Source organism: Cupriavidus sp. 05N39 (assembly GCF_056397325.1).
In genome coordinates this window covers 1-7,735 of the sequence record NZ_JBFTNE010000178.1, presented here as the reverse complement: position 1 = coordinate 7,735, position 7,735 = coordinate 1, and the positions used below count along the sequence as shown (strand labels likewise).

Genomic DNA, 7,735 nt, shown 5'->3' with positions numbered 1-7,735 from the left:
ATAGCCATCCACGTCCTGCAGGCTGAGTCCTGCGTCCTCCAGCGCGCCCTTGGCGCACTCGGCGTGCAGTTGCGCGACGGTCTTGTCCGGTGCCTTGCGGGTCGGGTGCTCGTAGGCCCCGACGATATATGCCTTGCCTTTGATGCTCATGGGTCTCCCTGGTTGTTCGGGGTACTTTGTTGTCCTGCAATCGTCGAATCAATGAAACATCGAATCATCGAATCATCGAACCGGCGAAATGATTAAAACAGATGCCTCGCGTTCTTGCTTGTCGCGGCGTGCTTCGCGTTCAGGGCGCGCGCCCGTACTGTTCGCGCAAGTCGCGCTTGAGCACTTTACCGATAGCGTTGCGCGGCAGTTCGTCCGTCAACACCAGTGCGGCAAGCCGCTGCATTTTTTCGAGCCGCCCGTTGACCCAGTCCAGCAGTCCGGCTGTATCGGACGTGGCGCCCGGCTGCAGCACCACGAAGGCCACCGGCGTTTCGCCCCAGCGCTCCGAGGGCACGCCGACCACGGCCGCGTCGGCGATGTCCGCATGTTCCAGCAATACCGCCTCGATATCGCTCGGATAGATATTGAAGCCACCCGAGATGACCATGTCCTTCTTGCGGTCCATCAGGACGAGAAAGCCGTCGGCATCGAAGTAACCGACATCGCCCGTGCGGATGAAGCGCTTGCCGGCGGCATCGAACCACTCGGCCTCCGCGGTCTTCTCCGGATGATTGTGGTAGCCGGACATCATCGCGGGCGAGTGCCCGACGATCTCGCCCGGCGTGCCGGCCGGCGCATCGGCCGGCAACTCCCGGCCATCGTCGTCCAGCAGCCGCATATCCGTATCCGCGGAAGGGCGCCCGACCGTGTGCAATTTGTCCGGATGTTCATGCGCGCGCAGCTCGCACCGCCCACCGCCCTCGGTCATGCCGTAGTACTCGATCAGCGCGCCGGGCCAGCGTGCCAGCACTTCAGCCTTCAGTGCGGCGGCGAAGGGCGCGCTGGTGCAAAACTTGTAGCGGAACGACGACAAGTCGGTGCGGGCGAAATCCGGGTGCGCCAGGATGCGCTGGTACTGCACCGGCACCAGCATGGTGTGGGTGACACGGTGCCTGGCCGCCAGTTCGAGATACTGGCCGGCGTCGAACTTGCGCATCAGCACCACGGTGCCGCCCAGCGACAAGGTGGGAAACAGGCTGACCAGCGTGGTGTTGGAGTACAGCGGGGTCGATAGCAGCGCCACGCTGTCGGGGCCGTAACCGCCCTGGGTGGCGCGCTGCACGTGCGACGAGCGCATGCCGAAGGGCTGGATGATGCCCTTGGGCACGCCGGTGGTGCCGGACGAGTAGATCAGGTTGAAGGGCCAGTCGGGCTGCACGTCGACGCTCGCCGGGCGCGCGTCCGGCGGTGCCAGCCACTCCGTGAAGGCCAGGCCCGCGCCGCTGTCGTCCAGCGCGATGCAAGGAATCCCGAGTTCGGCTTCCAGCCCTTGCAAGGCGCTGCGCGTGCCGGCGTCGATAAACAGCCGGCGCGCCCCCGAATCCTGCACCATGCCGCGCAGCGTCTCCGGGTTCAGGGCCGGGGACAGCGGCGCCACCGCCACGCCGGCGCGCAGGCTGCCGAGGAAGGCGGCGACGTATTCGATCGAGGTTGCCGCGCAGATGGCCACGGCCCCCCGCGCCGGCACACCATCGCGCTGCAGCGCGGCGGCGACGCGGTCGGCGAGCCGGTTCAGGCCGGCGAAGTCAATGCTGCGCTGGTCCAGCACCACGGCCGGGTGCCGCGGCCGTAGCGCGGCTTGAGCGTCGACCAAGGCGGCGAGGGGGGTGAAGTCAGTGCTTGTCGGTGACATAGGGCTGCCGTTGCGGCTCTCGGGGTGTTCCTGCTTATCGCGTGGCTGGCATGCTGCCTTGTTCTCGTGCCAGGCTGGCGGGCGCAATGCCGGGCGGGCGATGGCTTGCCCGCCGCGCCCGTGGCGCCCGCTGCAGGTACGGAGTGTCGCGCCTTGCGCCGGCTTCGACAATTTGGCTTTTTGGAAGAGGGGCTTGCCGGGAATGGTTGGTGCGGTGCACAAACGGCGCGAAAATGGTGCGGAAACGGTGCGGAAACGGTGCGCAAGGGGGCGGCGCTGCCAAATCATGCTGTTTGCGGCGCCTGATTGTCGTCAAAATGCCTTGGCCACGGGGCGCGCCTTGCGATACAGGATGATGGTGGCCAGCAACCCGCACGCAGCGGCAAAGGACATCCAGTAACCCGGCGCGGCCTTGTCGCCGGTGGCCTCGATCAGGTAGGTCGACACTGCCGGCGTAAACCCGCCGAACACGGCCGTGGCCAGGCTGTAGGCCAGCGAGAAACCCGCCACCCGCACCTCGACCGGCATCACCTCGGTCAGCGCCACCACCATGGCGCCGTTGTACATGCCAAAGAGGAAGGAGAGCCACAGCAGCACCAGCAGCATGCGTTCGAAGCTGGGCGCGCCGGCCAGCCACGATAGCGCGGGATAGGCTGTGGCCAGGGCGATCGCCGAAATCGCCAGCAGGATAGGACGGCGGCCGATGCGGTCGGAGAGCGCGCCGCCAACAGGCAGCCAGAGAAAGTTGGAGATGCCCACGCACAGCGTCACTGCCAGGCTGTCGGCGGTGCTGAGCTTGAGCACCGTCTTGCCAAAGGTCGGGGTATAGACGGTGATCAGGTAAAACGTGGTGGTGGTCATTGCCACCAGCAGCATGCCGGCCAGCACCGTGCGCCAGTTGCGCAGCATGGAATCGAATACCTCGCGCGTGCTGGGATGGTGCCGCCGGGCGCGGAACTCCACGGTTTCCTGCAACGAACGGCGCAGCACGAAAAGGAAAGGCACGATCAGGCAGCCGACAAAGAACGGAATGCGCCAGCCCCAGGCACCCAGTTCCTCGGCGGTCAGCCAGCGGTTCAGGCCAAAGCCGAGCCCGGCCGCCACGATGATGGCAATCTGCTGGCTGGCCGACTGCCAAGCGGTATAGAAGCCCTTGTGGCCCGGCGTTGCCATTTCAGCCAGGTAGACCGAAACGCCGCCCAGTTCGGCGCCCGCGGAGAAGCCCTGCAACAGGCGGCCGGTGAGCACCAGCAGCGGCGCCAGCAGGCCGATGGTGGCATAGCCTGGCACGAGGGCGATCAGGATGGTGCCGCTTGCCATGAGCGACAGCGTCACGATCAGTCCCTTGCGGCGTCCCACCTTGTCGATATAGGCACCCAGCATGATGGCGCCCAGCGGGCGCATCAGGAACCCCGCGCCAAACACGGCGAAGGTCAGCATCAGCGAGGCGAACTCGCTATTGGCCGGAAAGAAAGCGTGGGAGATATAGGTGGCGTAGAAGCCGAACAGGAAGAAGTCGAACTGTTCGAGGAAGTTGCCGCTGGTGACGCGCAGCACCGCGCCCAGTCTGGAGGAGTCGGGTGCGGCCGTGCCGGCCATCTCCGCTTGCATCGCCAGTCTCCTTTGGCACGCTGTCCCGGCCATCCGCCGCCAGAGGCGGATGGCCGGCCAGTTGGCCGCGCTTGTGCTGGTCAATATATGCGCTGCAAGCGGCCATTGCCAGCCCGGCGCGTGCCAGCGCCAGTGCTTCGCCACGGCCGGTACGCCCGCTCACGCCCCGCGAAACACCGCCGGACGCTTTTCGACGAAGGCGCGGCTGCCTTCGCGCGCATCGAGCGAACCCGCGGCGATCATGAACTGCATGGCTTCCACCGCCAGGCCTTCGTCGATCGGCAGGTTGATGCCCCGCGGGACCGCGCGCAGCGAGGCGGTGACGGCAATCGATGAATGCCGCGCAATCCGGTCGGCCAGCCGCAGGCAGGCGGGCAGCAGGTCAGCGGCATCCACTACCTGATTGACCAGGCCGAACCGCAGCGCGGCGTCCGCGTCGATGGGCTCGCCTGTCAGGATCATTTCATTGGCGCGCTTGCGGCCCACATGGCGCGGCAGGCGCTGGGTGCCGCCGAAGGTGGGCGGGAAGCCCAGCTTGATCTCGGGTTTGGCAAAGGTAGCGTGCCCGGCCGCGATGGCCAAGCTGCAGGCTTCCACGGTCTCGCAACCGCCGCCGAAAGCCAGGCCGTTGACCGCCGCGATGACCGGCTTGGGGAAGGCTTCGATGCGCCGCGTCATGGCCTGTCCCCGCTGCAGGAAGCTGCGCAGCGCCTGTTCCGGCGAAGCCGCGATGTCCGGCGCGAAGCCTGCAATGTCGGCGCCCGCGCTGAAGGCGCGCGTACCGCTGCCGGTAAGGATGACACAACGCACGGCAGGGTCGGCCTCAAGAGCATCGAGCCTGTCCATCAGCGCGTCGATGAGCGGATAGCTCAGGGCGTTAAGCTTGCCGGGGCGGTTCAGTGTCAACAATGCATGCTGGCCGAGTTGTTCATATTGCACCAGCTCTTTCGCGTTGGCCATGTCGGTAATATCGGTCATGTTTGCATCCCGTGGTTGTCCTCATTGTCTTGACTTCCGTGCTGGTGCAGGCGAGGTGAAATGGTCAGGCGGTTCCGCGAACGGCGATGCGTGCCGGGCGGCCGCGAAAGCTGGAAACAAAGACCACCGCCTCCCGCCCGGCGCAAAAGCGATCGCCGCAAGCCAGTATCGTGTCGCGCCCAGCCGCTTCCAGTGCGGCAGACTGCTGCGTGAGCCACACCATGCCCTCCGTGCAGATCAGGTAAGATCCCATTCCGAGCGGGATCCGCAGCGGGTCCGGGCCGAGGATCCAGTTGCCTTGCGTAGTGCTCACGATAGCCTCCTGGCGAGCGCGCCAATCTCTGGAGCGGTGCTTGCATTCTTGCCGGGAACCGCCAGGGCCGCCCGGAAGCTTTTTCATCAAGGGTATGCCTGGCCGTCATGTCAATCCTGAGCCGAGCCTCGACCAATGCGTTGCGCGCCATGTCGCTGGAAGCCCTGCGTGGCTTCGAATCCGCGGCGCGCCACCTGAGTTTCACCGCCGCCGCCGAAGAGCTTTGYATCACCCAATCGGCGGTCAGCAAACAGGTCAAGAGCCTGGAGGACGTGCTTGGCGCGGCGCTGTTCCTGCGCGGCGGCAAGGGCCTGAGCCTGACACCGGAAGGCCGCCAGCTGTTTGAGGCGGCGCGTTTGTCAATTGGCCAGCTGGGCGCCGCTATCGACCGCCTGCTTGCCGTCGACCGCATCTCCATCGCCGTCACCACCACGCCGTCGTTCGCCTCGCTCTGGCTGGTGCCCAAGCTGGCGCGATTCCAGGCGGCCGAGCCCGGCATCGACGTTCGCATCGATGCCTCGGAAGCGATGCTCAACCTCGAACGCGAAGGCATCGACCTCGCCATCCGGCTCAACGCGCATCCGCTTGGCCGGGACGATCCCCGCCCACTGCTGCAAGAGCGCCTGCTGCTGGTGGCCGCGCCGGCCGTGGCGGCACGCATTACGGAGGCGCGGCAGATCCTCGATACGCCTTTGCTGGTGTTCCATGACCCCGGCGCCCGCTTTGACTGGATGTCGTGGACACAGTGGTACCAGCGCCTGGGCCTGATGCGCTCGTCCAAGCAGGCGTGCCTGTATTTTTCGCAGTACGCGCATGTGCTGAATGCCGCCGCCCAGCAGGCGGGCATTGCGATAGGGCGTACGCCGATGGTGCTGCCGATGCTCAAGAGCGGGCAGTTGCAGGTGGTCCTGCCCGAGCATGTGGCAGAGGGCCCGACCTACCAGATTGTTGCGTCGAGCGTGGTGCGACCTGGGGTGGAGCGGTTTCGGGCCTGGCTTGAGATGGAGTTGGCGGGTGAAGTGATCGGGTGAGGGCGGATACGCGTGGCGGTAAAGGTGAGACAGCCGTTGGCGTAGCCGATTTTCGCAAGCGACGAAGCGCGCCGGTTTCCGAGGCGCGACTGGCGTCTTTCGAACGTGGATTGTTGAAGATCGGAAATTTCCGCAAATCCAATTAAGAATATTCGTATTACAGCCGGCGCCATTTCACAAAACCTGTCCGAATCGCAGCGCCCCAACTTGGCGGCGAGTGCAGGCGGATTGTGGATCAAGGCGTCAAGCCAGACTTCAGTGGGGTACTGGACGCCAACTTCGACGCCGATACCAACGAGACGCTGGTGATGCGCCTATCCCCGCCCCAATCCGGGGCTGCGGACGCGAGGGGCGTGAAAAGTCATGTCGATAATGGCGTCGCCATCTCACGTAGCTTGATTCACTTCCCCTTCCATCCGTGGGCACGGATGCGCCACCGGCAAAAAAGAGAACGCACCACGTGGTTAGGCAAGCCTCGCTATGAGGAATCTGGCCGAGGGTTGCCGCCAGCGCTGCGTTCGACGACGTAAATCAACAAGGAAAATCATGGGTCGTATCCGTCTTGCCGGGCTGTTCCTGGCGCTCAGTTTGCTGGCTGGTTGTGCTGTCGTGCAAAAGCCGATCCCCGCCTCCACGAAGCTCTTCGATGACCGGACGAGCACTGTGGCCGTGGCAGTGCAAAAGCTGCCGGAGCCCAACCACAGCATGGTCGGCGCGCAGGGGATTCTTGACTACGCGATCAACAAGGCCAACGCGCAGGCGATCGTGGAGCGTTTGCAGCGTCAGGATTTCTCCGTGGTGAAGGCGCTGCCGCAGGAATTCGCGAAGGGCCTGGAGTCGCGTCAGATCAAGGTCGTGCTGGTGCCTGAGCCGCTGGATATGGAGCAATTGAAGAAATTCACAGAAGGCTCCGGAGACGGCGTCGCCGAGATGGACTACCGGCCGCTGGCAAAACAATATGGTGCGGACCGGCTGCTGCTGGTGGCGCCGCGCTGGCTTGGCACGGCGCGCCAGTACTACGGCTTCATGCCGCTTGGCGCACCGGAGGGCTATGTTTCGCTCGTGGGCCAGCTGATCGATCTGCGCACCAACCGGCTGCAATGGTATGAGCCGGTACGGGTCCACACGCCCGTGACCGGCGAATGGGACGAGGCGCCGGAATATGCCAACCTGATGAAGTCGGTGGACGAGAGCACGCAAGCCGCTGTTTCCAGGCTGCGCGCGGCGTTCTTTATGGAGCAGGTGACGAAAGCAGCGGCTGCCGGTGTTTCGGCAGCCCCGGTAGTGCGATAAACACTGGCATATTGGCGCGCGCCCCCTGGCAGGCTGGCAGGGGGCGTCTTGCCGGATGAGCCGCGGTGCATCGCGGCTGGGTTGGCGGCTGTGATGCGCAATACGTCAAGCCAGACTTTGGTGGGGTGTCGTGCGCGCATTCATGGCCGTTATCCGACTTGGATTAAAAGAATGCAGAAGTGCAAGTCCAATAATCCCGATGATGCAATCTGTTGTCTATGTTGAATATTCTTCGATTTTGCGTTTTGCATATCCAAAAAAATCTGATGATTTTGATATTTTTTTAAAATAACTATCCACGTTCCGAGTTTTCCTGCCTCTGCGCCACTCGATTCATCTGATGCATCGGTAAAGTGAACGTAATGGTGCTCTCCCGGGTTGCAAGCGATCGAATTATTAACCCCGAATAAAAGTGCCGAAATTGTCAGGAATTTTGCCGTGAACGACAATGTATCCTGCCACATTATCAGAATTCCTAATGCATAACGACGACTTCTTCCGAGTAAGCGCAATTTCATTCCATGGAAAGTAGTGGTCATCGTGAGTGTAACTGCGGATTTCCTTCCTCGACAGCCTAGCAGGATGCGCGGACATAGTCAGGCTCATTGTCCTTCGGCTGATAATTAATGAGGATGTAGAGGTCCGGGGATGTATGCAGGATGTGCC

At 63.7% G+C, this 7,735-nt stretch carries 7 protein-coding genes and 1 pseudogene; 2 read left to right on the top strand and 6 right to left on the bottom strand.

The features are described from left to right. The 5 genes and pseudogenes from AC1DN0_RS39520 to AC1DN0_RS39500 form a co-directional block, all read right to left on the bottom strand. Positions 1 to 150: pseudogene (locus tag AC1DN0_RS39520) on the bottom strand (thiolase domain-containing protein); the annotation flags it as partial. Between the two features lie 139 nt (positions 151 to 289). Continuing rightward, a complete protein-coding gene (locus tag AC1DN0_RS39515; protein ID WP_441636620.1) occupies positions 290 to 1,843 on the bottom strand; it encodes a class I adenylate-forming enzyme family protein in 1,554 nt (517 codons plus the stop codon). Positions 1,844 to 2,155: 312 nt separating this feature from the next. Further along, complete coding sequence (gene tcuC, locus AC1DN0_RS39510) at positions 2,156 to 3,454, bottom strand: MFS transporter (protein ID WP_441636618.1); 1,299 nt, start codon at positions 3,452 to 3,454, stop codon at positions 2,156 to 2,158. Positions 3,455 to 3,613: 159 nt separating this feature from the next. Then, the gene (locus AC1DN0_RS39505; protein ID WP_441636616.1) at positions 3,614 to 4,432 is read right to left on the bottom strand and encodes a crotonase/enoyl-CoA hydratase family protein; all 819 of its coding nucleotides are present in this window, start codon (positions 4,430 to 4,432) and stop codon (positions 3,614 to 3,616) included. 64 nt (positions 4,433 to 4,496) lie between these two features. After that, on the bottom strand, positions 4,497 to 4,745 hold the full coding sequence (locus AC1DN0_RS39500; protein ID WP_441636615.1) for a DUF2917 domain-containing protein: 249 nt from the start codon (positions 4,743 to 4,745) through the stop codon (positions 4,497 to 4,499). A 107-nt stretch (positions 4,746 to 4,852) separates the two neighbouring features. On the opposite strand from AC1DN0_RS39500, the gene AC1DN0_RS39495 reads away from it, so the two are divergent. Together AC1DN0_RS39495 and AC1DN0_RS39490 are read left to right on the top strand one after the other, a co-directional pair. Next, positions 4,853 to 5,776 (top strand): LysR substrate-binding domain-containing protein, encoded by a 924-nt coding sequence (locus tag AC1DN0_RS39495; RefSeq protein WP_441636613.1) that lies wholly within the window; start codon positions 4,853 to 4,855, stop codon positions 5,774 to 5,776. A 480-nt stretch (positions 5,777 to 6,256) separates the two neighbouring features. Further along, positions 6,257 to 7,069, top strand: a complete 813-nt coding sequence (locus AC1DN0_RS39490) for a hypothetical protein (protein WP_441636611.1) — start codon at positions 6,257 to 6,259, stop codon at positions 7,067 to 7,069. A gap of 149 nt (positions 7,070 to 7,218) precedes the next feature. Here the strand turns inward: AC1DN0_RS39490 and AC1DN0_RS39485 are convergent, their stop codons facing one another. Continuing rightward, positions 7,219 to 7,608 carry a hypothetical protein gene (locus AC1DN0_RS39485; RefSeq protein WP_441636609.1) on the bottom strand — a complete coding sequence of 130 codons (390 nt, stop codon included), beginning with the start codon at positions 7,606 to 7,608 and terminating at the stop codon, positions 7,219 to 7,221. Positions 7,609 to 7,735: the final 127 nt, after the last annotated feature.